We start from the raw sequence: 23,890 nt of genomic DNA, 5'->3' as shown, positions 1-23,890 counted from the left end.
CATTTCAATAAGGTAAGTTGACAAACGCTGTTGTGAGAGAGCTCATGTCGAGTTAGCAATTGCAAATGGAAAAACTAAAGGACTTCAGAATTCTGAAGTCCTTTAGTTTCAAAAGGTAGAAACGTATTACCGCACTGGCTTCGGAATTACCGGCAGGCTTTCGTGACCTTGCTCATCCACCGACGCAACGCCGAAGATGAAGTTATCCTTGCTGTGGGGCAGGTCGGCGGTGGTGCCTTGCACGGGGAAGCGCTGCTGCCACACGGGCGAGGAGGTTTCGCGCATCAGCACCATGTAGCCGGCAGGCTTGCGGCCGGTAGCGGGGGCATCCCACTTTAGCTCGGTGCGGTTGGTGAGGTTGGCCGTGAGTACGCCTACGTTTTGCGGGGCGGCAGGAGCCAGGGCCAGGCTAGCCATGGTGGCCAGGTTTACGCCGGTGTTTTTGCGCAGGTACTCATAATCCACAAACTCGGGTAGGTCGCCGTACTGGCGGCCGTTCTCAGTCCGCAGGTCTTGGTGCTGGTGCGTGAAGTCCTCGTTCATCTCGGAGAAGCGCACCGCGGCGTAACCTTGCTGGTTAAAGGGCGTGTGGTCGCCGCCACGCAGGAAGCGGTCGGGGCGGTACTCCAGTGCTACGGTGTGGCCGGCTACGTACTGCTCGCCGGCTTGCTTGGCGTAGCGGGCCAGCTGGCGCGAGGGCGAGTCGTTTTCGGAGGAAAGCTGGCGGCGCAGCTGGGCCTGTTCGGGCGTTTCGTTGGCGGGCACGCCTTCGCTGAACACACGCACCAGGTTGGGCTGGTGCAAGTCGGGGTCGTGGCCGTGCGAGTTACCCACAATGTCGTTGTTGAGCATGCCCACGATGTTCCAGTTGTTGGCCTTGGCTTTGCGGGCCAAGTAGCCCGAGCCAACCAGGCTCTGCTCTTCGCCCTGCACAGCCACGAAAACGAGCGTGCACGGGAATTTACGGCTGCTCATCACGCGGGCCATTTCCATCACCACGGCTACGCCCGAAGCATCGTCGTTGGCGCCGGGGGCATCGGCGGTGCGGTTCATCACGTCGGTTACGCGCGAGTCGAGGTGGCCGCTCACGATAAACACGCGGTTGTCGTTGGGGTCGGTGCCGGGCAGGGTGGCCATTACGTTGGCCATCAGGGTTTTCACGTCGACGCGGCGGCCGTCGGGCTTCACCGTAAAGGTGTCTTGCTCCACCTTCAGGCGGCCGCCGCTGGCCTTGCTGTACTTCTTGAATTCATCCTCGACCCAACGCCGCGCAGCACCGATACCGCGCTTTTTGCTTTTGGTATCGGAGAGGGTGTGGCGCGTGCCAAACGACACCATTTTGTACACGTCGTCCTTGAGGCGGTCGGCCGAAATTTCGGCTACCATTTTCTGGATTTCGGCGTCGGTGGGCGGGGTGGCGGGGGCTTGCGCAAACAGGGCCAGCGGGAACAGGAACGCGGCGGAAGCCAGCAGCGGGAATTTCATGGCGGAGCGATAGGAGAAATGGGGAGCCTAACTTACGCCAGCGGCGGAAGATTTGTGCTGTGGAGGGCGGAAATAGGGGGGCTTGCGGAACCTCGCCCCCCGGCCCCCTCTCCAAAGGGAGAGGGGGAGCCAGACGTCAGCAACGATTCCGCGCTACACTGGGAGCGGCGGCTGCGGCTCGCGCCTTCGCCGCCGCTCCCAGTGTAGCGCGGAAATCCGTTCCGCGAAGCGCCCCGAAGGCGCGTATCCGGCACTGCGCCGAAAGGTGCTGTTGTGCAGAGCCACCTACGCGCTGTTGGCGCGTCGCGGAACGGATTTCCGCGCTACGTGCCCTAGATGGAGAGCCTCGAAAGGCCGGCTGGCACCTGAGGTGTGGGGGTTGCCGAACGACGCGGGCACCTAGGGCTGCAGGCGGATTAGGCGAGCGAAACGATGGCGCTGGCGGCGTTGCCGCCGAAACCGGCCGCGTTTACCATGATGCGGCGCAGCGGTTTGTGCGCGGGATGCTCATTCAGCCACGAGGCGAAGGGCAATGCAGCAGGCGCAGCGCCCAGCAGCAGCTCGCAGGCGAAGTGGAGGCTAAGCGCAGCGGATGCACCCAGGGTATGGCCCACCAGCCATTTGTTGGAGGTGCACGCCGGCAACTGCTCGCCGAATATGGCCTGCACGGCCCGGCGCTCGGCCGCGTCGCCGGCGGCGGTGCCAGGGCTATGCAGCACCAGGGCATCTACCTCGTTGGGCTGGCAGTTGGCTTGCTGCAGGGCCCCGCGCATGGCCCGCTGAAAATGCTGCCCATCGGGCGAAAGGCCGGTTTTGCTGGGTATGGCCTCGAAACCAAAACCTACGCCTTCGAGCACAAGCAGCGGCGCGTTGGGGCGTTGCGCGCGTTCGGCCTGCAGGGCTTCGGGGCTGAGGCGTTCGAGGGCGAAAACGGCGGCGCCTTCGCCCAGCACGAAGGTGTTGGGGGTGCCGGCGCCGGGGCGGCAGGGCCACTCCTCGGCCCCGAAGGGCGAGTAGATACCTAGGGCCTGCATTTGGGCCAGCGTGAAATTGGTGAGCGGGGCCTCGGTGCCGCCGGCCAAAAAGTGCTGCGCCATGCCTGCCCGCAGCCAGGCCACCGCGTTGCCAAGGGCCTGAAACGCGCTGCTGCAGGTGCTGGAGTGGCTGAGCGCGGCGCCCTGGCTGCCGGCATCAAAAGCAACCCAGCTGGCAACGTTGCCCAAGGTAGTGAGGGGCGAGGCCGCGGCGGGCACGCTGCCCTCGGTTAGGTAGCTGTTGTGAAACTCTTCGAATCGGCCCGTAGCGCCGCGCGACGAGCCAATGCTTACCGTGAGTTGAGCGGCGTGCTGATCGGTGGTTGAGTTGCCTGATAATGCATCAGCCGAAATCCAGCCGGCTTGCGTGCGGGCAGCGCGGGCGGCCAACAACCCGAGCAGAACGGTGCGGTCGAGCTGACGGAAAGCGGGTTGCTGCCGGCGCAGGGCCTGAAGCAACTCCTCCTCGGCCGCGGGTATGCTGCCCACGGGTACTGGCTGCGCACCTAGGGCACGGGCTGAAAACGGGGAGCCTGCCGAGTAGGGCGCACCCGCTGCCGTACCCAGGGCCGAAACGCTGCCGCGGCCACGGATTATGATGGCAGCACGGGCGAAATCAGTCATGCGGAAATTCGGGAACGGAGGCAGGCGTGGTTTCGGTAGCGGCGCGCAGTACCAACTCGCGCATGGCCAGCAGGGTATCGTACACCAGGCGCAGCTCGTCGTTGCTGATGCAGTAGGGCGGCAGCACATACACGATGTTGCCGAGCGGACGGAGCAGCACGCCGCGCGAAATGGCCAAGGCGTAAAACTCGTCGCGCAGGCGGCTGAAGTACGAAGTGGCTTCGTCGGGGGCATACTCCACGGCCAGAATGGTGCCGAGCTGCCGCACCTGCCGTATGCCGGGCAAGCCGTGCAGCGCCTTGGCAAACTGCGCGTGGGCGGCGGCAATCCGCTCGCGGTCGGCAAACGACTCGGGCGCCAGCAGCAAATCGAGACTGGCCAGGCCAGCGGTGCAGGCTACCGGGTTGGCCGTGTAGGAGTGCCCGTGGAAGAACGTCTTCGTTCGGTCGCTGCTCAGGAAGGCTTCGTAGATAGCGGCCGAGCAGGTAGTTACACCTAGGGCCATGGTGCCGCCCGTCAGGCCCTTCGACAAGCACATGATATCGGGCTGCTCGCGCAGGTGGTCGGAGGCGAACAGCCGGCCGGTGCGGCCAAAGCCGGTCATTACTTCATCGGCGATGATGAAGATGTCGTGGCGGCGGCAAATGCTCAGCAGCGCGTCGAGGGCTTCGGGCTCGTACATCACCATGCCGGCCGTGCCGAGCACCAGCGGCTCGAAGATGAACGCAGCTACGTCGTGGCGCTGGGCGATGGAGGCCATTTGGGCCATTACCTCGGCTTCGCGGCCGCGCACGGGCACGTCGATAAACTCCACGTTGAACAGCAGCGGGGCAAACGGGGCCGTGAAGGCCGAGCGCGCACTCACGCTCATGGCGCCAAAGGTGTCGCCGTGGTAGGAGTCGCGGAAGGCAATGATGGTGCGGCGCTCCGGCTGGCCCGTGTTGTGGAAGTACTGCAAAGCCATTTTGATGGCTACTTCCACGGCTGTCGCGCCGTTATCGGAGTAAAAAACCCGGCTTTGGGTGCTGGGCAAAATCTGCAGCAGCCCCTCGGCCAGCTCCACGGCAGCCGGGTGCGTGAAGCCGGCAAACATCACGTGCTCCAGGGTAGCCAACTGCTCGCTAACACGCCGGGCAATGTACGGGTGCGCGTGGCCGTGCAGGTTCACCCACCACGAGGCAACCGCGTCGAGGTACCGCGTGCCGTCTTCGGCAATCAGCCAGGCACCTTCGCCGCGCACCACCGGAATGGGCAGCGGCGCGGTTTGCATTTGGGTGTACGGATGCCAGAGTACAGCGGCGTCGCGTTGGGCTAATGACATGGAAATGGGCAGGTGATGAAGCTGCAAAGATGGCGCGGAAACCGGTGGAACTGCGTGTAGCGCGGACTTTGGCTACGCCGACCTTCGGTTGTAGTCCGCGTCCTCAGATAGTAACTTCTAATCGCAAGAACGATGGAGAAATGTATCCGGGGACGCGGACTAGTCCGCGCTACTTCGCGCTACAGCTGCACTTGCTGGGCGTAGCGCGCCACGGCGGCGGCGTCGAGCTGCGCCTCTTGCTGCAGGCGGAAAAGCACCGGTGCGGGCGTGTGGTGCAGAATGGCTTCTTCGGAAGGTGCATCGAGCTGACTGTCGCCGTTGAACACGAGGCCGCGCAACGGAATACCGCGTTGGCGCAGCACCTCCAGCGTAAGCAGCGTGTGGTTGATGCTGCCCAGGTAGTGCCGGCTCACCACCACCACCTCCAGCCCTAGGTGCTTCACCAAATCGGCGACGAGCAGGCCCGGGGCCAGGGGCACGAGCAGGCCGCCGGCGCCCTCTACCACCAAATGGTTGCTGGTAGCAGGCAGCTGAAAATCGTCGAGCTGAATGGTGATGCCCTCGGCGGCAGCGGCGCGGTGCGGCGAGGCGGGCATTTGCAGGCGGTGCCGCTCGGGGTGGAAGTGCGAAGCCGGATTGCTCACAAGGCTGCGCACGGTATCGGAGTCGGTGAAATCGAGGGCACCGGCTTGCACGGGCTTCCAGTAATCGGCACCTAGGGCTTGCACCAGTACGGCGGCGGCAACGGTTTTGCCTACATCGGTACCGATGCCGGTAACAAACAAGCGTTGGGGAGCAACAGGGGTGCTAGGCAGCGGCGAGAGCGGCGCGGAGGGCGTCGGCGAAGGCATCTATTTCGGCAGTGGTATTGTAGGCATGAACAATGGCGCGCAGGCATTGTTGGCCGGCAGGCACCGTAGGCGGCACAATAGCCCGCACATCAAAGCCCGCCTGCTGCACGGCCAGGGCCAGGGCGCGCACCTGCGCCGGGGTGGCATCGGGCAGCCGGATGGGGTGAATCACCTGGCTTTCGGCCGGTACCTGCACGCCCGGCACTGCGGCTAAGCGTTGCCGCAGGTAGGCCGATAGCGCGAACAACTGCTGACGCTCGGCGCCCAGGTGCGGCAAATGCTCGTAGGCGGCAGCCAGGCCCGCCAGCGTGAGCGGCGGCAGTGAGGTGGTGTAGATGAAAGGCCGGCTGAAGTTCAGGAGGTAGTCGCGCAGCACGGCCGGGCCAATTACGGCGGCGCCTTGGCTGCCCAGCGCTTTGCCGAAGGTGACTACTCGGGCCAGTACCTTGTCATCCAGCCCCAACTCGGTTACCAACCCTTCGCCGTTGGGGCCGTGTACGCCTACGCTGTGGGCTTCATCAACCACCAGCTGCGCATCAAATTCGGTGCAGGCTGCGGCTAGGCCAGTTAGCGGAGCAGCATCGCCGCCCATCGAGTACACGGCCTCAACCGCCACGAATACCACGCCGGTGCCTGGCTGCTGACGTAAGCGGCGGCGCAAATCACCTAGGTCGTTGTGCCGGAAGCTGTAGGCCGTGGCAAAAGAGCTACGGATGCCTTCCTTGACGGAGGCGTGCGAAGCTTCGTCGTACAGAATCACGTCGCCGCGGCGCGGCACCGCCGAGAAAAACCCCAGGTTGGCGGTGTATCCCGAGTTGAAAAGCAGGGCTGCCTCGGTGCCGTGAAAGGCGGCAATGCGCGCTTCCAGGGCTTCGGCATCGGCCGAGTTGCCCGTGAGCAAGCGGGCACCGGTGCTGCCGATGTTGGTGGCGTGGGTAGCAGCTTGCCGCACCGCCGCAGCAAGCTGCGGCGAGCGAGCCAGCCCTAGGTAATCGTTGGAGGCAAAATCAACCAAGCCTTGCGCGGGCAAGGTCAAGCGGCGGCGGGTGCCTTCGGCCTCGCGCTGCTGCAGCTGCTGCGCAAGCCGCGAAAGGAGAGGAGAGGCCATGGATACGCGTTGGTGAGAAAGCTACTGGCCAGAAGCTAAGGCTAGTTCCCCTCCTCAGATGAGGAGGGGCTAGGGGTGGTTGACTCTGGCGTTTGAACAACCTATAGATGTAGTTCTTAACTCTAGATTTTCAACCACCCCTAACCCCTCCTCATCTGAGGAGGGGAACTAGCTTGTAGCTCTAAGCTTAAATGCTTTTGATTAAGCTTCTACCGTGGCAGCTTTGGCCAGCACGGTAGCGCCTTCGGGTACGTGGTTCTTGAACGACTGGCGCGGCTTCAGACCCAGGAGGGCGAACATCTCCTTATCGGCGTCGAAGTCGGGGTTGGGCGTGGTTAGCAGCTTCTCGCCCGAGAAGATAGAGTTGGCACCGGCCAGGAAGCACAGGGCCTGCTCCGTTACGGGCATTTCCTGGCGGCCAGCCGAGAGGCGTACCATGGTGTTCGGCATCAGAATGCGGGCCGTGCCGATCATGCGCAGCATTTCCCACACGCTCACGCGGGGTTGCTCGGCCAGCGGCGTGCCTTTCACCGGCACCAGCGCATTCACCGGCACCGACTCGGGGTGGGCCGGCAGCGTGGCCAGGGTGTGCAGCATCTTCACGCGGTCTTCGTCGGTTTCGCCCAGGCCGATGATGCCGCCCGAGCAAACCGACAGACCGGCCTTGCGCACGTTTTCGAGCGTGTTCAGGCGGTCGTCGTAGGTGCGCGTGGTGATGATGTTGGAGTAGTTTTCTTCGCTCGTGTCGAGGTTGTGGTTGTAGGCGTACAGGCCGGCTTGCTTCAGCTTTTCAGCCTGATAGTCGTTTACCATGCCCAGGGTGGCGCACACTTCCAGCCCTAGGTCGTTTACCTGCGAAACCATGTTCAGCACGCGGTCGAAGTCGCGGTTGTCGCGCACTTCGCGCCAGGCGGCGCCCATGCAGAAGCGCGTCGAGCCCGATTCTTTGGCGCGCTGGGCAGCGGCTAGTACCTCGGCGTCGGGCAGCAGCTTGTGGGCTTGCACTCCGGTGTGGTAGCGGGCAGCCTGCGGGCAGTAGGCGCAGTCTTCGGGGCAGCCGCCGGTTTTCACGCTCAGCAGGGTGCACACCTGCACTTCGCCGGTGGCCTGATGCTGGCTATGTACCGCGCTGGCTTGCGCCACCAGTTCCAGTACGGGTTGGTAGTAAATGGCTTTTACTTCGTCGAGCGTCCAGTCGGTGCGGAGCATATGAGTCGGTGGGAAGGGGTTGTGGGCAATCGGAGGAGGGCCGTAAGGGGCAAATCAAACGGCCCACCGCAGCTGCCGGAGCTGCGGTGGGCCGCAAGTTACACGCGAAGCCGGTTTTCAATGCAGTTTTGCCGCGTAGCCCGCCGACAACCGGGCTGCTGGGGCTACTAGTCAGGTCGGCCCAAAGGCTTGCTGGCTCGGAGGCGGAGCCGGCCCTGGCGTGTACCGACTGGGGCTGCAGCCAGCACCATGCCGGGTGCTGCCCTGCCGCCGGCACACGTAGCAGACCTAGGCGCCGCGCTACCGGCTGCCGCTGTGGCGGCCGCCGGGCTTGCTGCCGCGGCCACCGCTTTTGCCACCGGTGGCCGGCTTGGTAGTCTTGCGGGGGCCGTCGGTGCCAGGCTTGGGCTTGGTGCTGCCAGGCCGGTGGCGGCCCTTAGCCTGGGCATCTTTGCCGTAAGTAGGCAATGCTCCGGGTTTGCGTGAGCCCGGCTTACCCGTGCCGGTTGGAGCAGCCGCTTTGCGAGGAGCTTCACTCAGCCATTCTTCGCTGGCTATTTGCTGCGGGGTTTTGGCCCGCGAGCGGCGCTTAGGTGCGGTACCGCTGGAGTGCTCAATGGCCTCGAAAATGCCGGCCAGTTCCTTTTCGGTCAGCTCGCGCCAGTCGCCCACGCCCAGGCCTTTCAGCGTTACGTTCATCACGCGCCAGCGCTCCAGCTGCACCACTTTGTAGCCGAAAAACTCGCACATGCGGCGAATCTGGCGGTTGAGGCCCTGCACCAGGATGATGCGGAAAATGTAATCGGTTTCGCGGCGCACTTCGCACTCGCGGGTCACGGTACCCAGCATGGGCACGCCCTTGCGCATGCCCTCCAGAAACTGCTCCGTAATGGGCTTGTCTACCATCACGATGTACTCCTTTTCGTGCTCGTTGCCGGCGCGCAGGATTTTGTTGACGATGTCGCCGTTGGAGGTCAGCAGAATCAGGCCCTGCGAGTCTTTGTCGAGGCGGCCGATGGGGAAGATGCGCTCCGAGTGCTTGATGTAGCGGATGATGTTGTCCTTCACGCTGCGCTCGGTGGTGCTGGTAATGCCCGGCGGCTTGTTGAACGCAATGTAAATGGCGTCTTCCTCGGCGCGCGGCTCAATGAGGTTGCCGTTCACCATCACGCGGTCGGTGCGGTTTACCTGGTCGCCGATGTTGGCGCGCTTGCCGTTGATGGTTACCTGCCCCATTTCGATGTAGCGGTCGGCTTCGCGGCGCGAGCAAACGCCGCTTTCGCTAATGTATTTGTTAAGACGAGTAGCCATAGCAGCTAAGGGGTTGAGGCAAAAAAAACGGCCCGCCGAAGCACCGGCAGGCCGCAAAGATACGCGAAGCCGGCGCGGCGGCTATTTGGATACCTCGTTGGTTTTGCCCGCCGTTACCTGCACCGCCCACCGGTTGCTGCCCACCACAAACACGTAATTGCCCGCGTTCAGATCGTTGAAGCCGATTTTTACGGTGCCGGGGTTGGCGGTGCTGCCCGCGGCCGGCACCTTGGCTTCGCGCAAGGCACTGGCAGCGTACGGCGCAGCCCACAGTTGCTCCGTGAATAGGTAGCAGGTGGTGCCGCTAATCAGCGAGCTGTTGTTGAATCTTATCACTAGGTTGCCGGTTTGCGGCGCCACTTCTTCTTTTTTGCAGCCCAGTAGCAGGGTAGCTCCCAGCAGAAATGCGGGTGCTCGTCGTAAAGCGTTCCTATACATAAGAATGGGGTAGAAGCACCCAGGGCACGGCCCGGTGTCGTGGGCCATGCCCTAGGTATGGTAGGTTAGCGTAGTGCCGGCAGCACCACCAGCAACAGAATCGGGATAAAAATCAGCAAGCAGATGAGCAGCGGCTTGAGCACGCTTTTGCTGGGGTAGTTGGCCGCATCGGGCACCAGGCGCCGGAAGTAATTGGTGAGGGCCATGCCGCCCGATAGGCCGGTAACTATGCCAATGCTGCCGCCGTCGGGGAAGTTTTCGGGCAGCAAGGTGGCAAGCAGCAGCACCAAAGCCGTGTAGGCCAGGCTGCCCCACAAGGCTTTGCGCGCGGCATCGGGGCGGCCCACCTGCCGGAAGTTATGGGCCATCATCAGGCCACCGGCTACTGCGCTAAACAGCGCCGAAAATACCCGAATGGCCTTGGCCGAATACAGCGCCGGCGCGGCCGCGGTGGTGGTGGAAGAAGCAAGCGGAACGGTGTTGGTAATCACGGGTAAAGGGTGTGGTTAGGTATGAGTTAACTGAAATAGAAGGCGTTACAGCTGCACTTTCTTCTGGCCCTGATCGACGCCCTTCAGGAACTTGATCAGGCCGGTCATGTACGTCTGCTGGTCGTCGTAGAAGCTCATGTGCGAGCCGTTGGGGCAAATGAGGGCTGTGCCGTTTTGCACCTTCCGGGCCACCATGCGCATGTGCTCGGGGTCCATGGTGTCGTGCTTGCCGCCGATGCTGAGCACCGGCACCGCGAGCTTGGGCAAATCGGGCACGCGGTTCCAGTTTACCAGTTTGCCGGCCACGCCAAACTCGCTGGGCCCTTGCATCGTCACGTACAACGACTGGTTCATTTTGGCGAAGGAGCGGTTCACGGGCTCGGGCCACCGGTCGAGCGGCAGGCGCAGGATGTGCTCGGTGTAGAAGTTGGGCAACAGCAGCTCCATGTAGCGCGGGTTCTGGAAGTCCTTTTTGGCCTCGATGGCCCGGATTTCCTTTAGCACCTCCGGTTTCAGCTGCGGGGCCAGCACCTCGTCGGCGTAGCGGCCGTAGGCGGGCACGTCCATCATCATGTTCGAGATGATGAGGCCCTTCAGGTTCTGCTGGTACTTGAGGGCGTATTCGGCGGCCAGAATGCCGCCCCAGCTGTGGCCCAGCAGGTAAAAGTTGTCTTTGTTCAGATTCAGGGCCTGGCGCACCTGCTCCACTTCCTCCACGTAGCGCGGCAAGCTCCACATGGCGGTGTCCTTGGGGTTGTCGGAGTTGCCGCAGCCCAGCTGGTCGTAGTAAATGAACTCGATGCCCTCTTGCGGCAAGAAGCTCTCCATGCACTCGAAGTACTCGTGCGTGGCGCCGGGGCCGCCGTTGAGCAGCAGCAACTTAATGCGCGGGTTGTTGCCGAAGCGCTTCGTCCAGACGTTGAACTTGCCCTTGGCCGTGTTGATGGACACCATTTGCACGCCGCCGTCTTTGATGCGCGTGGTGTCGCCGGCAAAGTAAGTGGCCGGCGCAGCAGCTGTGGTGTCCGCTGCGGTGTCGGTGGTTTGCTGTTGGCAGGCCAACGTACCTAGGGCCAGCAGGGCCGCCCAGAGGGTAGTTTTCAGATGCATGGGAAGGGGGAAGGCGTAGTTGTGGGCCTCAAGTAAGCCACCCGGCAGCAATAAAACCACAGCGGGCCGCCCAAGGTGGGCGGCCCGCTGCCAGCGTAAGCCAGTACAATCGGTAGCAGCGTGGCTACCAGTTCCACTTCAGGGTCTAGCCCAGCGTGTGGTACACGGCCTGCACGTCGTCGTCGTCCTCGAACTTCTCGATCAGGTTCATCACCTCTTCCAGCTGTTCGCCTTCCAGGTGCACGGTGGTATTCGGAATGCGTTGCAGCTGAGCGCTGATGACGTTCAGGTTGCGCTGCTCCAGGGCTTTTTGCATCTGGCCGAAGTCGCTGAACGCGGTTTCCACCACGATGAAGTGCTTTACGTTGCCGTGCTCGTCTTCCTCCGAGTCTTCGTAGATGTCGTCGGCGCCGAAGTCGATTAGCTCCAGCTCCAGCTCGTCGCGGTCGAGGCCCTCGGCGGCCAGCTTAAACACGCCCTTGCGGGTGAAGGTGAAATCGGAAGAGCCGGCGGTGCCCAAGGCGCCGTTGCCGCGGTTGAAGTACATGCGTACGTTGGCCACGGTGCGGGTGGGGTTGTCGGTAGCGGTTTCAACCACAATGGCCACGCCGTGCGGCGCGTAGCCCTCGTACACCACCTCCTGGTAGTTGCCTTCTTCCTTCGAGCTGGCGCGCTTGATGGCGGCTTCCACGCGGTCTTTGGGCATGTTCACGCCTTTGGCGTTCTGCATGGCCGTGCGCAGGCGGGAGTTGGTATCGGGGTTGGCGCCGCCTTCCTTCACGGCAATCACGATTTCGCGCCCGATGCGGGTAAAGTCTTTCGACATCCGGTCCCAGCGCTTCATTTTGCGGCCTTTGCGGAATTCAAACGCGCGTCCCATAGTATGAGTGTTGTGCTAAGTGCTTAAGAGTGAAGGCTTCGGCAGCGGGCGCCTAGGTACCCGCTGCCAAAGGGGCTGCAAGTTAGCCGAAAGCCGAGCCCAGGGCAACCCCAGCCCTAGGTGCCGGGCGGGGCCGGGGACATGGGCAGGGGAGGGTGCCTAGCGCAGAGGGCCGGCGGCCTGCAGCACGTACACCGCCTTGCTGCCCTCCGGAAAGCCCTTGATGGTAAGCTCCAGGGTTTGCTTTTTGGCGTCGTAGCGAAACGTGCCGTTGTCGGCTTTGGGCGTTTGCTGCGCGTCGAGGTAGGCAAAGCTGATGTCGGTGCCGCGCACGGTAAAGCGCCCGCGCTGGCTGAAGGTAACCGGGCCGTTGGGGCCGGTAAGCTGCATGCGCTTTTCGAACAGGCCCGTGGGAAAAAGCTTGAGGGTGCCGCCCACGCCATTGGCCTGCACCGGCTCCTCGCCCGACGAGTGCACCGTGTAGGAGCGGTAGGTGTACGTGCCAAAAAACGAGCTCGGCAACTGCGCCATGCCCACCGAAGTAGGCGGCGTGGCGGGCTTGGCGCCGGGCTGCTGCGCGGCGGCTACCAACGGCGTACCCGCCAGGCAGCCGAGCAAAGCAGTAGTGGTTCGGATAAATGAAAAGGCCATGCAACGAAGGTAAGCATGGCGTTCGGTTGTCAGTTGTCGGCTGTTAGCTATTGGCTGATAGCTGTTAGCTTTCAGCGGGGCAATGTGCACCTCATCAATCCTGCACGTTCAACGAAGCCTCACAACTCACCACTGACAACTGACAACCGAACGCCATGCCCACGTTTCTGCGCGAACTGATTCGCCCCGCCGCCGAGCTGCCCGAAGCCGACGTGTGCCTAGTGGGCCTGCCCCTCGACCACGGCACCGTGCTCGAGGGCGGCAGGGCCGGGGCCGTGGGCGCGCCGGCGGCCATCCGGCGCGAGCTGCGGCGCTACCACAAAACCTACAACCTCGAGCACAACGTGCGCCTCGACGGCCTGCGCATTGCCGATGCCGGCGACATTGCGGGCTCCCAGCCGTACGACCACGCCGCGCACCACCGGCGCATCCGGGAGCGGGTGGCCGAGCTGCTGCGCCAGTACCCGCGCGTGGTGGTGCTCGGCGGCTCGCACGATGGCACTTACAGCACCGTACGGGGCCTCTACGATGCCGCCGGTAGCCAGGCCCTGGGCGGAGTGAACGTGGATGCCCACGCCGATGTGAAAGACCGCGCCGACCTAGGCAGCGGTACGCCCTTCGGCAAGTTGCTGCGCGAAGGGTTTGTGGCGGGCCCGCGCTTCACCGAAATCGGCCTGCACTCCAACCTCAATACGTACGAAGACATCGAGTTTCTGCACCAGCAGCAGGCTACCATTGTGCCCTTGGCGCACGTGCAGAAAGATGGCATGGCCTTGTACATGGAGCGAGCTGTACGCCGCGCGGCTGCCGCGGGTGCGGCCTTTGTAAGCTTCGATACCGATGCCGTGGCCCAGGCGTTTGCCCCGGCCGTAAGCGCCCCCAGCGCCGATGGCCTCACGCCGAGGCAAGCCGTGGAAGCCGCCTTTGAAGCCGGCCGCCACGCCGAGGTGCGCTTGTTTGAGGTGGTAGAATTCAATCCCGTGTTCGACCGCGACTTCCAGACGGCGCGGCTGGCGGCAACCCTCGTCACGGCCTACCTCACGGGCCTCGCTTCGAGGACCTAGGGCGCCGGTGGTGCTGCGCGCCCGAGCGCCGCTGCACACCATTCGCCGGCCGTGGCTGCCACTCGCCGATAAGCATTGGGCGGCCGCAAACGCCTTGGGTAGGTTAGCGCCGAACCCACCCTGCAACGGCCATGCTTTCTGCCCGCTTAACCCTGCCCATTTGGTTTCGGTACCTGCTACTTGTTCCCGCGGTACTTCTGGTAATTGCCCTAGGTGCAGGCGCTTGCCAGCGCCAAGCAGCGCCAACGGCAAGCGTCAGCAGCGGCCCTACCCAGTTCGAGGTGCAAGGGCAGCTTAGCAATGCCACCGAAGGCACGCGCATTGTGTTGGCCGACGGTACCGATCCGGCGTGGCGCCGCCTCGACTCGACCAGCACCGACGCTGCCGGGCGTTTTGCTTTGCGCGGGCAAGTAGCCGAGCCAGCTGTGTACACGCTGCTGGTTGGTCCCAAAGCCGAACCCGTGCCCGTTGCCCTCGATAATACCGCCCGGGTGTTGCTGACTGCCGATGTCAACCAACTGACCAGCACTTCGCAGCAAAGCGGCACTGCCGATGCGCAGGTGTTGCAGCGTTTTCAGGAGGTAATGCGGGGGCACCGGCAACGTACGCAGGAACTCATCAAACAAGGCGAGCAGCGCTCCGGCCCCTGGAACGATGCCTGGAGCGAGCGAATCGTGGGAACGAAGCAGCTGATAACGCAACACCCAACCTCCTTTGTGGCCGCCTACGCCACCGTCGACCTAAGCGGGTATTCGCGCGAAGAGGCCCTGCTCGATTCGCTTACCAACCACTTTGCCGCGGCGCTGCCCAACTCGCGCTACACGCAGGTGCTCCTAGGTCGGCAGCGGGCCCGGCAAGCTACGGCCGTTGGCAAGCCCGCCCCGGAGCTCAGCTTGCCCGGGCCCAATGGGCAGCCTGTTGCCTTATCCTCGCTGCGCGGCCGCTATGTGCTCATCGATTTTTGGGCCTCCTGGTGCAAGCCCTGCCGCCAAGAGAACCCTGCCATGGTAAAGCTGTATCGGCAGTACCAGCCGCGAGGGTTTGAAGTTTACGCCGTGTCGCTCGACGACTCGCGCGAGAAGTGGCTGAAGGCCGTTGACGCCGATCAGCTGCCCTGGATTCAGGTATCCGACCTGCAAGGCTTCAGCAGCCCCAGCGCCGAGGCGTATGATGCCCGCGCCATTCCGCTTACGGTGCTGCTCGACCCCGAAGGGCGCATAGTAGGCAAAGACTTGCGCGGCAAACAGCTGGAAGAAAAGCTGGCGAAGCTGTTTCCGTAACTTACGCCAACACCGCCAACCGCTGCCCCCTCATGGAAGTGGATTTGCTTACCCCGCCTGCCCCCGCACCCCCGGCCTGGGCACCACCCGCAACGGCCGCCGCGCACCCGGGCGCACTGCCGCTTACGCCCGAGCAGCCCGCTCGCCTTACGTGGCGCGGACTGCTGGCCATGGCAGGCTTTTACGTAGGGTTTGCGGTGTTGTATGCCGGCACCATCGCCTACACCGCGCAGGAGGTGCAGCCCGATGCCTTTGCCAATTACCTGCGCCGGGTGCTGTTGTTCGACTACCCGCTCAAAGCCCTCTGGACGCTGCCCGTGTGGTGGCTGTTTTTCCGGACGCCCCTCGAGCGCGCCTCTTGGCCGCTTAAGCTGCTGGCGCACGCAGTGGTGTGGCCGCTGTGGGTAGGAACGTGGTTTGTGAGCTACTACGGGCTGCTGAACTGGTTGGGCGAAGCTACCATGAGCGGCAACGGGCGCGTGTGGGATGTATACATTCCGGCGCTGTTTTACGGGGTGCAGTTTGGCGTGCTGCACGTGCACCGCTTCATTCAGCAGCTGCGCCACCACAACTTGCTTAACCAACAGCTGCAGGCGCAGGCCCACGCCAGCCAGATGGCCGCGCTCAAGGCCCAAATCAATCCGCACTTCCTTTTCAACACGCTCAACTCCATCAGCGCCTCGGTGCCGCCCGAGCTGGAAGGTACCCGCGAGCTGATTGTGCGCCTGGCCCACACCTTCCGCTTTGCCCTCGATGCCTCGCGGCACGAGCAACTGCCCCTGGGCGATGAGCTGCAGTTTTTGCAGAGCTACCTCGAGCTGGAGCAAGCCCGTTTTGGCAATCGGCTGCGGGTAAGTTTTGAGGTAGATGAAAGCCTGCTCGCGGTGCCCGTGCCGCCCATGCTCGTGCAACCGTTGGTAGAAAATGCCGTGCGCCACGGCCTGGCCCCGGCCTTGCAGGGTGGTGCGGTGCACGTGGCCGCCCAGTACCTAGGCAGCAATCAGCTCAAAGTCACGGTGGCCGACACCGGCGTGGGCCTGCCCGCCGGTTGCACGGCGGCAACGCTGCTCAGCTCGGCGCAAGGCGTGGGGCTGCGCACCACCCACCAGCGCCTACTGGCCCTAGGTAGCCCCGGCCTGCACATCGAGGGCAACCAGCCGCACGGCTTGGTGGTGTCGTTTGTGCTGCCGATCTAGCCTGCCAAACTCACTGCTTGCATGACCACGCTCATCATCGACGACGAAGCGCCCGCCCGCACCATCGTGCGCCAGTACCTGGCCGATTTTCCGCAGGTGCGCATCGTGGGCGAGTGCGCCGATGGGCTTGCCGCCGTGGAAAGCATTGCCCAGCTGCAGCCCGAGCTGGTGTTTTTGGATATTCAGATGCCCGGCCTCAACGGCTTCGAGGTGCTCGGGCGGCTCGAGCAGGTGCCGCGGGTAGTTTTCTCCACCGCCTACGATCAGTACGCCCTAGGTGCCTTCGAGGCCGGCGCCCTCGACTACCTGCTGAAGCCCTACGACCGCACCCGGTTTCGGCGGGCCGTGGAGCGCGTGCTGCAGCACACCGCCGCCGATGCCCCCGATGCCAACCTGCAACGCCTGTTGCAGCGCCTCGAGGATGCGCGCACCACCATGCCGGCGCCTGCCGCACCGGCCGCTTTTCCGCCTAGGTTGTTTGTGCCGCAAGGGGCACGGCTGGTGGCCGTGCCCGTCGAAACTATTCGGTGGGTTGAGGCTGCCGGCGACTACGCTACCCTGCATACCACCACCGGCCAGCACCTCAGCAACCTAGGCATTACGGCCCTGCAGAACCGGCTTGATCCGCAGCGTTTTCTGCGCATTCACCGCTCGGTGCTAGTGGCCCTAAACGCCGTAGCAGAGCTGGAGCGCGACGGCAGCGGGGGCTACTATGCCACGCTCGAGGGCGGAAAGGTAGTGCGCGTAAGTCGCTCGTATGCTGATGCTTTGCGGCCCTTGCTTGGGTAGCTAATACAAGAAGTACGAAAAATTTCGTTGTATCTGCAGCCTTTGCTATTTGGCTTTCGTCAGTGAGCTGCACATCTCAACCAAATTGCCTTTCTGAAGCTATGAAACACGTACTAGCTGCCCTGCTGCTCAGCTCCGCCGCCGTGGTTGCCCACGCCCAAACGGTGCCGGCCTTTACCTCTACCTGCCAGGAGGGCAAGTGGGGCAACTCGGAGCAAAAGCGCTACTGCGAAACCCGCGACTTTACCCTGCCCGCCACCAAGGGCGAAAAGCTGACGGTTGATGGCCTGCGCAACGGCGGCATCTCGGTGAAAGGCTACGACGGCAGCGAAATTCGGGTGCGGGCCAAAGTGCAAGCCTGGGGCCGCGACGAGGCCACCGCCAAAACCACCGCCCAGCAAGTAAAAATCAGCACCGAGGGCAACACCCTGCGCGGCGCCGGCCCCGATGGCAGCGGCAGCAACTCGGGCTACGCCATGAGCAACGGCGGCTATGCCGTGAGCTACGAAATCTTCGTACCGCGTAAGCAGGCGCTGGCCCTTACCACCCACAACGGCGGCATCAGCCTCGAAAACGTGCAAGGTCCGGTGAGCTTCGAGGCCCACAACGGCGGCGTAAGCATTACCGGCAGCGGCGGCGACCTGAAAGGCCGCACCCAAAACGGCGGCCTGAACATCAACCTCACCGGCAGCAAGTGGGAGGGAGCCGGCCTCGATGTGGCCACCACCAACGGCGGCATTTCGTGGCAGGTACCCGCCGACTACTCGGCGCAGTTATTCACCAGCACCCAGCGCGGCCCCATCAGCACCGATTTCCCCACCAAAGTGCAAGGCACCATTGGCCGCGAGGTATCGGTGGCCCTAGGTAAGGGCGGTGCTCCCGTAAAGGCCATAACCACCAACGGCGGCGTAACCGTGAGCCGCGCCGGCAAATAGCCAACTTTCTGCTCGCTTAAACAAGTAAGGCTGGGGCTGCAGCGCAGCCCCGGCCTTTGTTAGTATTGTAGCGCGGAAATCCGTTGGCTACGCCGACCTACGGTTCCGCGACGCGCTGAAGGCGCGTATGTATTGATACGATACCTTTCGGCGCGGTACCGGATACGCGCCATTGGCGCGTCGTGGAACCGAAGGTCGGCGTAGCCAACGGATTTCCGCGCTACACCGTGAGCCGCTATAGGCGGTACTCCTTATACCCGTAGGCGCTCGAATCGAGCTCGGGCGGAAGCGTAGTGAGGCCAATCGGGCGTTTGCCGCCGCGCCGCTTGCGGTTCTTGGCCTTGCGCCGGCGGCCAAGCAAAGCCAGCGCACCTAGGGCCAGCGCAGCGCCCGCGCCTACCAAGGCTGCCTTTTGCGGAAGCGTGTCGGCCGGGGCGGGCGGCAGGTACTGCACACCGTCGGCGTCGGCTACGGCGGGTTGCGCCACGTAGCGGCCGTGCAAGGGCATCGGGAAGTTGTTGGCCAAGGCCAGCAAGCCCGCGGCGGCTTCGGGGCCACTGATGACGGGGCCGTGCCCGCAGCCCACCGCCTGCGGTTGCAGCGAGGCCAGCAACTGCACCGATTGCTGCACCTGCTGCCAGTTGTAGTTGAAGGGTGCGCCCGCCACGCTTATTTTGGGCACCTGCATCAGCAACGCCGGCACCGACTCGTGGTTGGCCGTGGCAAAGGCATCGGCGCCCAGCAACGTGCGGTCCGACTCGCGGAACAACGCCACCTGCCCGGGTGCGTGGCCGGGCACGTGCAGCCAGCGCCACTCCGGCAGGTAGGGCACGCTGTTATCCTGCATGGGCAGGGCCTGCACCACGTCGCTCAGCTGAAACGACTGCGGCGGGAAAAACCGCGCCACAAACGCCAGCGAGCCGCCTTTGTCGACGGTGGGGTCGGCGGGCGGGTACACGGCGCGGCCTTGCAAGAAGGGCAGCTCGAGCGGGTGCGCCAGCACCGGCACTTTCCAGTGCTCGGCCAGCTCGCGCGCCGAGCCGGCGTGGTCCATGTGGCCGTGGGTGAGCAAAATGGCCTGCGGGTGGGTGCCGGGGTAAAACAGCTGGTCGGCCGCCGCAATAATGGCCTTGGCCGAACCGGGCAGCCCGGTATCAACCAGCACCCATTCGCCGGCTAAGCCAACTTCTACAAAATACACGTTCACAAAACGTTGAATCTGGAGCTGGTGTACGCCAGCGGCTACCTTGTTCATTGCAGCATCGGTTGGTGAATGATACAGACAGTACGCAAACCGGCGCGGCTAAGTAGGGGCTGCTTGCCGATTATTCGTCCGCCGCACCTAGGGGCAGCCGCTGCCACACCTGCTTGGCCCCCTTGCACCTAGGCAACAAAAAAGCCCTCCGCGGTGGCGGAGGGCTTCAACTTAACCATGTAAGCTGGTGCTTACTGGCCGGTAGTGGTGCCGGTGGTGCCAGCTGCACCCGTGCCGCCGCCCGTAGTTACGGCGCCAGCGGCCGTGGTGCCAGCAGCGGTGGTGCCGGTGGTGGCGGTGCCGGTAGCGGTAGTGGTGCCGCCAGCGGTGCCGGCCGAATCGGCCGTGGCACCGGCTTCGCCGCCGCCCATGTCGGTTACGGTCGTCGAGTCGGTAGCGGTGGTTTCGGTGGTGGCACCTTCAGCGCCGGCACCGGATTCCTGCTGGTTGCCGCACGAAGCGAAGGCGAACGAAGCGGCGGCCAGAGCCAGGAACAGTACTTTTTTCATGTTAGGGGTAGGTGAATGGTGAAGATTGATAAGAAAACTTTCGGCCCGCCGGTACATCAGGGGCAAGCGGGGCGCAAGTAAAGGCACAGCGCAAGTAGTTTCCAAGCTTGAACTTAGCCAAGGATGATATTTCTGCTATATAGCGGCAAAGGCTGCTTCATTGCTCGCTTGCAATAGCTGCGTAAGTTGCTGCCTCACACATACATGCCTGCATGGCTGTCAACCCTGATGCACGACCTGGGGAGCGGGGCTAAAACAACAAAGCCCCCCGCAACGCGGGAGGCTTTGGATAGTGAAACAGGGGAGGGGCCACTAGCGGCCCGTGGTGCCGCCGGTGCCGGTAGTGCCCATGCCGCCGCCAGCGGTTGAGCCGCCGGCCGTGGTGCCGCCGGCAGTGCTGCCGCCCGTAGTGGAGCCCCCGGCCGTAGTGCCGGTAGTAGAGCCCATGGTAGAGCCGCCGGTGGTGCTGGCCGTGGTGGTGCCACCAGCCGTAGAGCCGCCCGTGGTAGCGCCGCCAGCCGTGGAGGCGCCGCCCGTCGAGCCCGTGCCCATGCCGCTGCCGGTACCCATGTCGCCGGTGCCCGAGCCGCCCATGCCGCTGGTGTCGCTGCCCATGCCACCCGACTGATCCATCGAGCCGGTGCCGCCACCCGAGGCCTCGGTGCCGGCGCCGCTGCCCGTACCGCCGCCTTCAGCGCCGCTTTCCTGATTGCCGCCACACGAGGCGAAAGTGAACGAAGCTGCCGCCAGTGCTAAAAAAAGTGCCTTTTTCATGGTGATTGGTTGTAAAGGGTAATATATGAAGTGCCGCAAACCGCCCACCGGATGGTCTGCAAGGGCTTTATACTGATTTGGGAGTGAGGTAACCTGAATTTTATAATAAAATTTCGACAATGTTGAACAATCTCGACAATACGCCGGGTGCAATAGCACTTAACTAATGTCGAGCTTGCGGCCGGTTTTGTCTGCTTTCAGGAAAGAGCTGCGCCTGCTTTCCCGATGCTGGCTGCCTGCGCTTGGCCAGGCAAAACCCACCTAGGGCTGCGCGGGGCGTAGGCAACGGGTGTTTGGGCAAGCAGCCAAAACCCTATCTTGCCGCTCCACCCCAAGCCTGCCATTCGCCCACCCGCCATGCCAAACTCCGCTCTCGAAACCCCCGAGCTCAACCTCGAAGCCACCAGCGCCGCCGACGACGCCAACGCCCCGCAACCCACGGCCAAGCGGCCGATGTACTACGAGTACAAGCCTACTGAAACCGTGCGCGCCCAGCACGGCACCACGCTGCGCTGCAAAACCTGGGAAGCCGAAGCCGCCCTGCGCATGCTCGAAAACAACCTCGACCCGGCCGTTTCGCTGGTGTACGACGAGCTGATTGTGTACGGCGGCGCCGGCCGTGCCGCCCGCAACTGGAAGGAGTACCAAACCATCGTCAGCACCCTAAAAAACCTCGCGCCCGACGAAACCATGCTGGTGCAGTCGGGCAAGGCGGTGGGCGTAATCCGCACCTGGCCGCACGCCCCTAGGGTGCTCATTGCCAACAGCAACCTGGTACCCGCCTGGAGCACCCAGGAGTACTTCGACGAGCTCGACCGCCAGGGCCTGATGATGTACGGGCAGATGACCGCCGGCTCCTGGATTTACATTGCCACCCAGGGCATCTTGCAGGGCACCTACGAAACCTTTGCCGCCGTGGCCGATAAGCACTTCTCGGGCACGCTGGCCGGCACCGTCACCGTAACGGCCGGCCTGGGCGGCATGAGCGGCGCGCAGCCCCTGGCCGTAACCATGAACGACGGCGTGTGCTTGGTTATCGAGCCCATCGACGCCCGCGTGAAGCAGAAGGTGCGCGAAGGCTACGTGGACGAGCAAGCCCGCGACCTGGAGCACGCCCTCGCGCTGTGCGAGCAGTACAAGCAGGCGCGCCAGGGCTGGAGCATTGGCCTGACGGGCAACGCTGCCACCGTGCTGCCCGAGCTGGTGTGCCGCGGCTGGCGTCCCGAGGTGGTAACCGACCAAACCTCGGCCCACGACCTGATGGACTACATCCCCGAAGGCGACATTGCGGAGGTGCTGCAGCTGCGCGAGCAAAACCCCGAGGAGTTCAAGCGCCAGGCCCTGCAAGCCATTGTAAAGCACTGCCAGGCCATTATTGATATGCAGGCCGGCGGGGCAGTGGCCCTCGACTACGGCAACAACCTGCGCGGCCAGGCCGAAAAAGGCGGCCTGCAGGTGCGCGACGAAAACGGCCAGTTTCTGTACCCCGGGTTTGTGCCCGGCTACATCCGGCCGTTGTTCTGCGAGGGCAAAGGCCCGTTCCGCTGGGCCGCCCTCAGCGGCGATCCGCAGGACATCCTGCGCATCGACCGTGCCCTGCTAGAAACCTTCCCCGACAACCAGATGCTGCGCCGCTGGATTGAGAAGGCCCAGGCCAAGGTGCCCTTCATCGGGTTGCCCGCCCGCGTGTGCTGGCTGGGCTACGGCGAGCGGGAGAAGTTCGGACTGGTCATCAACGAACTTGTGGCCCGCGGCGAAGTGAAAGCGCCCATCGTCATCGGCCGCGACCACCTCGACTGCGGCTCCGTGGCCTCGCCCAACCGCGAAACCGAAGGCATGAAGGACGGCTCCGACGCCGTAGCCGACTGGCCCCTGCTCAACGCCCTGGCCAACTGCGCCTCCGGCGCCGACTGGGTGAGTCTGCACAACGGCGGCGGCGTGGGCATCGGCAACAGCACCCACGCGGGCATGGTCATCGTGGCCACCGGCACCCCCGAAAAAGCCGAGCGCCTGCGCCGCGTGCTCACCACCGACCCCGGCATGGGCGTCTTCCGCCACGCCGATGCGGGTTATGAGCTGGCCCAGCAGGTAGCCGAGGAGCGCGGGGTGAAGATTCCGGGGCGGGAGTAGATTGGATCAAAACAATCGAAAGCAGGCGTAAACACCTCCCTAAGTTTGCGCCTGCTTTCTTGTGGTATCTTATGAATTGGCAAGTAGTAGTACCAATTATTGCCTTCTTAGCTCTGTTTATTTGGGCAGTGGTACGAGGGGAACAACATTCTCGAAGATTGCGTGAAGCTGGAGCGAGAACCAAAGGAGTAATCATTGGTAATAAGTTGGATATAGGTCGTATATCGGTCATTAGACCCATCGTTCGATTCGAAACTAATACAGGGAAGATTGTAGAAGCGGAGGATAAAAACGGCGTGGCAACCCTTGTTCCGGCGTATAGGAAGGGAGCTGTTGTGAACGTTGTTTACAATGAAGCCAACCCTCTTGATTTCGAAATTCTGAGCTAAGAATCTACCTGACATAAATCGTGTGCAACTCCCTAAGTAGTTGTGCCAACTAGGGCATCTCAGGTGGCACAGCAACGGATAGCACGCCGACATGAGCTAGCAAGGCATGGTCATATGCCAGCATTGGTTATAAGCAAGCTAATCCGGGCAACCGGTTGTCTATAAAAAGCATTCTGCTGCCGTAGCTGTTTAACTACTTGTGCCGGCACCTCGCCGGCGCGCGAACCAAACAACCCCAACCATGAACATCGGAATCATCGGCGCAGGCCACATCGGCAGCGCCCTGGGCGAGCGGCTTACCGGCCTAGGTCATAAGGTATACATCGCCAACTCCCGCGGCCCCGAGACGCTGAAAGACGTGGCCCAGAAAACCGGTGCTACACCCGTAACGGCCGAGGAAGCGGCCCGGCGCGGCACCGACCTGATCGTGGTGACGATTCCGCTGAAAAACATACCCGACCTGCCCAAAGACCTGTTCGCGGGTGTGCCGGCCGAGGTGCCCGTTATCGACACGTGCAATTACTACCCGCTGCTGCGCGACGGCCAGATTCCGGAGCTGGAAAGCGGCAGTCTCACCGAAAGCGAGTGGGTGCAGCAGCACCTAGGGCGCCCGGTGGTGAAGGTGTTCAATAATATCCACGCCGAGCACATCGTAACGAAGGGGCTGCCCGCCGGCGCCCCCGGGCGCATTGCCCTGCCCGTAGCCTCCGACGATGCCGCCGCCAAGCAAAAGGTAATGGCCCTGGTGGAGGAGCTGGGCTTCGATGCCGTAGATGGGGGCAACCTGCACGCCTCGTGGCGGTACCAGCCCGGCACCCCGGCTTATGGCGAATACAAGCCCGCCGACAAGCTGCGCGAGTACCTGAATGACCTAGGGACGGAACGCTCCGAGGCTCAGCACGCAGAGTTCAGGGCCAACCATGCCAAGCAGGAACAAGCAATAGCTTCGCAGGGCATCAGGCTTTAGCAGCCGTAATTGCCTATCGCTAGCGTCGTTATCAACAGGCGCGAGCTTGCGGCTTGTGCCTGATATGATGAAGCGGAGGGGGCAACCGC

The 23,890-nt window shown here is 63.3% G+C and carries 23 protein-coding genes; 8 read left to right on the top strand and 15 right to left on the bottom strand.

The window, feature by feature from the left end:
• Positions 1-126 precede the first annotated feature (126 nt).
• The 12 genes from OIS50_RS08220 to OIS50_RS08165 all read right to left on the bottom strand — a co-directional run bounded on the left by OIS50_RS08220 (position 127) and on the right by OIS50_RS08165 (position 12,513).
• Positions 127-1,485: a M28 family peptidase gene (locus tag OIS50_RS08220; RefSeq protein WP_264693831.1), complete on the bottom strand. Its 1,359-nt coding sequence runs from the start codon at positions 1,483-1,485 to the stop codon at positions 127-129.
• A 416-nt stretch (positions 1,486-1,901) separates the two neighbouring features.
• A complete protein-coding gene (locus tag OIS50_RS08215) occupies positions 1,902-3,143 on the bottom strand; it encodes a beta-ketoacyl synthase N-terminal-like domain-containing protein (protein ID WP_264693830.1) in 1,242 nt (413 codons plus the stop codon).
• On the bottom strand, positions 3,136-4,464 hold the full coding sequence (bioA, locus tag OIS50_RS08210) for an adenosylmethionine--8-amino-7-oxononanoate transaminase (RefSeq protein ID WP_264693829.1): 1,329 nt from the start codon (positions 4,462-4,464) through the stop codon (positions 3,136-3,138). The genes OIS50_RS08215 and bioA overlap by 8 nt, the downstream gene beginning before the upstream one ends.
• A gap of 179 nt (positions 4,465-4,643) precedes the next feature.
• Entirely contained in the window at positions 4,644-5,249 is a 606-nt protein-coding gene (gene bioD / locus OIS50_RS08205; RefSeq protein WP_264693828.1) for a dethiobiotin synthase, read from the bottom strand.
• Between the two features lie 22 nt (positions 5,250-5,271).
• On the bottom strand, positions 5,272-6,423 hold the full coding sequence (locus tag OIS50_RS08200) for an aminotransferase class I/II-fold pyridoxal phosphate-dependent enzyme (protein ID WP_264693827.1): 1,152 nt from the start codon (positions 6,421-6,423) through the stop codon (positions 5,272-5,274).
• 201 nt (positions 6,424-6,624) lie between these two features.
• Positions 6,625-7,632, bottom strand: a complete 1,008-nt coding sequence (gene bioB / locus OIS50_RS08195) for a biotin synthase BioB (protein WP_264693826.1) — start codon at positions 7,630-7,632, stop codon at positions 6,625-6,627.
• Between the two features lie 300 nt (positions 7,633-7,932).
• The gene (rluF, locus tag OIS50_RS08190; RefSeq protein WP_264693825.1) at positions 7,933-8,943 is read right to left on the bottom strand and encodes a 23S rRNA pseudouridine(2604) synthase RluF; all 1,011 of its coding nucleotides are present in this window, start codon (positions 8,941-8,943) and stop codon (positions 7,933-7,935) included.
• An 81-nt stretch (positions 8,944-9,024) separates the two neighbouring features.
• Positions 9,025-9,381 (bottom strand): hypothetical protein, encoded by a 357-nt coding sequence (locus OIS50_RS08185; protein ID WP_264693824.1) that lies wholly within the window; start codon positions 9,379-9,381, stop codon positions 9,025-9,027.
• A 65-nt stretch (positions 9,382-9,446) separates the two neighbouring features.
• Positions 9,447-9,872: a hypothetical protein gene (locus OIS50_RS08180; protein WP_264693823.1), complete on the bottom strand. Its 426-nt coding sequence runs from the start codon at positions 9,870-9,872 to the stop codon at positions 9,447-9,449.
• Between the two features lie 45 nt (positions 9,873-9,917).
• On the bottom strand, positions 9,918-10,982 hold the full coding sequence (locus OIS50_RS08175) for a proline iminopeptidase-family hydrolase (protein WP_264693822.1): 1,065 nt from the start codon (positions 10,980-10,982) through the stop codon (positions 9,918-9,920).
• Between the two features lie 145 nt (positions 10,983-11,127).
• The gene (locus OIS50_RS08170; protein ID WP_264693821.1) at positions 11,128-11,862 is read right to left on the bottom strand and encodes a YebC/PmpR family DNA-binding transcriptional regulator; all 735 of its coding nucleotides are present in this window, start codon (positions 11,860-11,862) and stop codon (positions 11,128-11,130) included.
• Between the two features lie 159 nt (positions 11,863-12,021).
• The gene (locus OIS50_RS08165) at positions 12,022-12,513 is read right to left on the bottom strand and encodes a hypothetical protein (RefSeq protein WP_264693820.1); all 492 of its coding nucleotides are present in this window, start codon (positions 12,511-12,513) and stop codon (positions 12,022-12,024) included.
• Between the two features lie 155 nt (positions 12,514-12,668).
• Here OIS50_RS08165 and OIS50_RS08160 point away from each other — a divergent pair, with 155 nt between their 5' ends.
• The 5 genes from OIS50_RS08160 to OIS50_RS08140 all read left to right on the top strand — a co-directional run bounded on the left by OIS50_RS08160 (position 12,669) and on the right by OIS50_RS08140 (position 17,777).
• Positions 12,669-13,577, top strand: coding sequence for an arginase family protein (locus OIS50_RS08160; RefSeq protein ID WP_264693819.1), 909 nt, complete (start codon positions 12,669-12,671; stop codon positions 13,575-13,577).
• 131 nt (positions 13,578-13,708) lie between these two features.
• Positions 13,709-14,857: a TlpA disulfide reductase family protein gene (locus OIS50_RS08155; RefSeq protein WP_264693818.1), complete on the top strand. Its 1,149-nt coding sequence runs from the start codon at positions 13,709-13,711 to the stop codon at positions 14,855-14,857.
• Between the two features lie 32 nt (positions 14,858-14,889).
• Positions 14,890-16,053 carry a sensor histidine kinase gene (locus tag OIS50_RS08150; protein WP_264693817.1) on the top strand — a complete coding sequence of 388 codons (1,164 nt, stop codon included), beginning with the start codon at positions 14,890-14,892 and terminating at the stop codon, positions 16,051-16,053.
• Positions 16,054-16,074: 21 nt separating this feature from the next.
• Entirely contained in the window at positions 16,075-16,842 is a 768-nt protein-coding gene (locus OIS50_RS08145; RefSeq protein WP_264693816.1) for a LytR/AlgR family response regulator transcription factor, read from the top strand.
• Positions 16,843-16,943: 101 nt separating this feature from the next.
• On the top strand, positions 16,944-17,777 hold the full coding sequence (locus tag OIS50_RS08140; protein ID WP_264693815.1) for a DUF4097 family beta strand repeat-containing protein: 834 nt from the start codon (positions 16,944-16,946) through the stop codon (positions 17,775-17,777).
• A 235-nt stretch (positions 17,778-18,012) separates the two neighbouring features.
• On the opposite strand, the gene OIS50_RS08135 is transcribed toward OIS50_RS08140, so the two are convergent.
• From OIS50_RS08135 to OIS50_RS08125, 3 genes are all read right to left on the bottom strand, one after another.
• Positions 18,013-19,032 (bottom strand): MBL fold metallo-hydrolase, encoded by a 1,020-nt coding sequence (locus tag OIS50_RS08135; RefSeq protein WP_264693814.1) that lies wholly within the window; start codon positions 19,030-19,032, stop codon positions 18,013-18,015.
• A 191-nt stretch (positions 19,033-19,223) separates the two neighbouring features.
• A complete protein-coding gene (locus OIS50_RS08130; RefSeq protein ID WP_264693813.1) occupies positions 19,224-19,541 on the bottom strand; it encodes a hypothetical protein in 318 nt (105 codons plus the stop codon).
• A gap of 312 nt (positions 19,542-19,853) precedes the next feature.
• Positions 19,854-20,315 carry a hypothetical protein gene (locus OIS50_RS08125; RefSeq protein ID WP_264693812.1) on the bottom strand — a complete coding sequence of 154 codons (462 nt, stop codon included), beginning with the start codon at positions 20,313-20,315 and terminating at the stop codon, positions 19,854-19,856.
• A 357-nt stretch (positions 20,316-20,672) separates the two neighbouring features.
• Between OIS50_RS08125 and hutU the strand changes: the two genes are divergently transcribed.
• The 3 genes from hutU (at position 20,673) to OIS50_RS08110 (ending at position 23,801) form a co-directional block, all read left to right on the top strand.
• Positions 20,673-22,445 carry a urocanate hydratase gene (gene hutU, locus OIS50_RS08120; RefSeq protein ID WP_264693811.1) on the top strand — a complete coding sequence of 591 codons (1,773 nt, stop codon included), beginning with the start codon at positions 20,673-20,675 and terminating at the stop codon, positions 22,443-22,445.
• 71 nt (positions 22,446-22,516) lie between these two features.
• The gene (locus OIS50_RS08115; protein ID WP_264693810.1) at positions 22,517-22,834 is read left to right on the top strand and encodes a DUF3592 domain-containing protein; all 318 of its coding nucleotides are present in this window, start codon (positions 22,517-22,519) and stop codon (positions 22,832-22,834) included.
• Positions 22,835-23,033: 199 nt separating this feature from the next.
• A complete protein-coding gene (locus OIS50_RS08110; protein ID WP_264693809.1) occupies positions 23,034-23,801 on the top strand; it encodes an NADPH-dependent F420 reductase in 768 nt (255 codons plus the stop codon).
• The last annotated feature ends 89 nt before the right edge of the window (positions 23,802-23,890 follow it).

It is taken from the genome of Hymenobacter sp. YIM 151858-1 (genome assembly GCF_025979705.1).
GTDB lineage: Bacteria > Bacteroidota > Bacteroidia > Cytophagales > Hymenobacteraceae > Solirubrum.
This window is presented reverse-complemented; position numbering and strand designations above follow the sequence as displayed.